Source organism: Candidatus Paracaedibacter symbiosus (assembly GCF_000757605.1).
GTDB classification, from domain to species: domain Bacteria; phylum Pseudomonadota; class Alphaproteobacteria; order Paracaedibacterales; family Paracaedibacteraceae; genus Paracaedibacter_A; species Paracaedibacter_A symbiosus.
This window is the reverse complement of the sequence record NZ_JQAK01000009.1, coordinates 4,736-6,885: the sequence shown is the minus strand read 5'-3', so window position 1 is coordinate 6,885 and position 2,150 is coordinate 4,736. Positions and strand designations below refer to the sequence as shown.

4 protein-coding genes are annotated in these 2,150 nt (G+C 36.7%); all 4 read left to right on the top strand.

The window, feature by feature from the left end; all coding sequences use genetic code 11:
- Nucleotides 1-409: 409 nt before the first annotated feature.
- The 4 genes from IG80_RS0111065 to IG80_RS17045 all read left to right on the top strand — a co-directional run bounded on the left by IG80_RS0111065 (nucleotide 410) and on the right by IG80_RS17045 (nucleotide 2,102).
- Nucleotides 410-646: a response regulator gene (locus IG80_RS0111065; RefSeq protein ID WP_032114097.1), complete on the top strand. Its 237-nt coding sequence runs from the start codon at nucleotides 410-412 to the stop codon at nucleotides 644-646.
- 316 nt (nucleotides 647-962) lie between these two features.
- On the top strand, nucleotides 963-1,409 hold the full coding sequence (locus IG80_RS14815) for an IS110 family transposase (RefSeq protein WP_084756435.1): 447 nt from the start codon (nucleotides 963-965) through the stop codon (nucleotides 1,407-1,409).
- Complete coding sequence (locus IG80_RS14810; RefSeq protein ID WP_084756433.1) at nucleotides 1,361-1,939, top strand: transposase; 579 nt, start codon at nucleotides 1,361-1,363, stop codon at nucleotides 1,937-1,939. The genes IG80_RS14815 and IG80_RS14810 overlap by 49 nt, the downstream gene beginning before the upstream one ends.
- Before the next feature lie 13 nt (nucleotides 1,940-1,952).
- Nucleotides 1,953-2,102, top strand: coding sequence for a helix-turn-helix domain-containing protein (locus tag IG80_RS17045; RefSeq protein WP_084756443.1), 150 nt, complete (start codon nucleotides 1,953-1,955; stop codon nucleotides 2,100-2,102).
- Nucleotides 2,103-2,150 lie beyond the last annotated feature (48 nt).

The window sequence follows — 2,150 nt, the reverse complement described above, 5'->3', positions numbered from 1 at the left end:
ATCGAAACTTAAATTTCGTAATAACTTCGTATAGCATACATTATACGAAGTTATACGAAACCCATATTGTTTTATATTGACCCTGATGGTATGGCCTGAGCGACTTTAAGAAGCTTTGATAATAAGGCATGATTAAAGAGCTTAACCATAATAAGGAGACCGTATTATGGAAGTTAAGATCTTTGCTGACAGAAAACTTTTATATTATTGGCAAACCAAAATTCGAAAAATTATAACCGCTTGAGTATAATGTGAATTAGAGATGTCAATTTTTGTTGGAGAATGAGGGTATTAGGGAGTATTGATTACTTTATGCACTAAGTCCTGGGAAAACTCCTGTATAATTAAACAACATTTCCAATGTAAATTATTCCATAATTTAATTGCCTTACTTTAGATTGAAGTAAGGTTGCCTTTACCAAAAATTAATACGGTGAATGGCCAGGAGGCGGTAGAGGCTTGTCAAAATAAATCCTATGATGTTGTTCTTATGGATGGGACAATGCCTATTATGGATGGCTTTGAGGCAACACAAGAAATACGGAAAGTTTTTGATGCGAAAACGCTCCCTGTCATTGGTGTTACTGCTCATGCTATGACTGAGGATCGAGAAAGGTTCCTAAAGAGTGGCATGAACAACTTTTAACCCTCAAATCCTTAAAAATAATCCTTGATCCTTAACACAGTATTAGAACCATTTTCCTTAGATAAACTCTACCTTTAGCGCAAAGTTGCAACATGTATGTTGCTGAGGAGCCTATGAGAGAGTAGCTAAGCCTTGTAGGCTGGAAGAGGTGACTCTGTATTTGCAACAAGACACCAAATCTGAGGTTCTGATAAGAGCCCTCTTCCAATTGGTCTAGAGCTGAACAGTATCTTAAGAAAAGGTTCTACCTTATTCTGAATTCACATGACAAGCTAAAGACTCAAATAATCATATCAGTAGAGGGAAGGAAAAAAAGATGAATGAGGCTATATTAGGGATAGATGTTTCTAAGAAAGACCTTTCTATCGCTCTTCTCCTCCATACGTCTTATAAAAAATACAAGGTCTCTAATAACATTAAAGGCTTCATAGGTCTAACAAAGTGGCTGCAAGCACAAGGTATTGAACAAGTTAAGGCCTGTATGGAAGCCACAGGAAGCTATGGAGAGAAGCTTGCAGATTATCTCTATGAACAAGGACATCAAGTTCATATTGTTAATCCTGCTTGTATTAAAGCCTTTGCCAGAAGCAAGCTTAGTCGCCATAAAACAGATGAGGTTGATGCTCACCTGATTGCAGAGTATGCGAGCAAGAATGAGTTAAGAGCCTATAAGCCTAAAGAGCCCATGTTAAAAGAATTAAGATCTCTTTATCGATGCTTGCAAAACTTGAAGGAACAACAACTCAAGTTGGAAACTTCTTAGAAACCAAAGACTGCCTTCCAAAAAGTGTTGAGAAAGTTTATCAAAACCTCATCAAGCATATAGAGAAGCAAATTAACGTCGTTAATGTTGCTATAGACCAAGTGGTCTCTTCAAAAGAGAGCTTAAACCAGGATTGTAGGAACCTTCAAAGCATTCCAGGCATTGGCAAAATAACAGCCATAGCTATTCTTGCAGAAATCCCTGAACTTTCTTCTTTAGAAAGTGCCAGGCAATTAGCTGCATATGCTGGTCTTACGCCATCTCATAGAACATCAGGGACTTCTGTTAAAGGAAGATCTTGTCTTTCTAAAATAGGTTCTTCTTCTTTAAGGAAAGCTCTTTATTTTCCAGCTATCGCAGCTAAAAATCATAATCCGCTTCTTCAACCCTTTGTCCAAAAATTAGAGAAAAAAGGTAAACATACTATGGTGATTATAGGCGCTATTATGAGAAAGCTTCTCCATATATGCTTCGGGGTGCTGAAATATAAAACAGTTTTTAACCCTGAAATTCTTAAAATTAATCCTTGATCCTTAACACAGTATCAGAACCCTTTATAAAGGAAGAAAGAAGAAGCTCGGTGAAGAAGCAATAGGAGAGCTTAAGGAGAAAATTAATCAAGGACAAAGCAAATCAGCAGTTGCCAAGGATCTTAATATTAGTCGGGAGACTTTATCGTATAACTTCGTATAATGTATGCTATACGAAGTTATTACGGTTATAACGTCTCTCAAACATAAA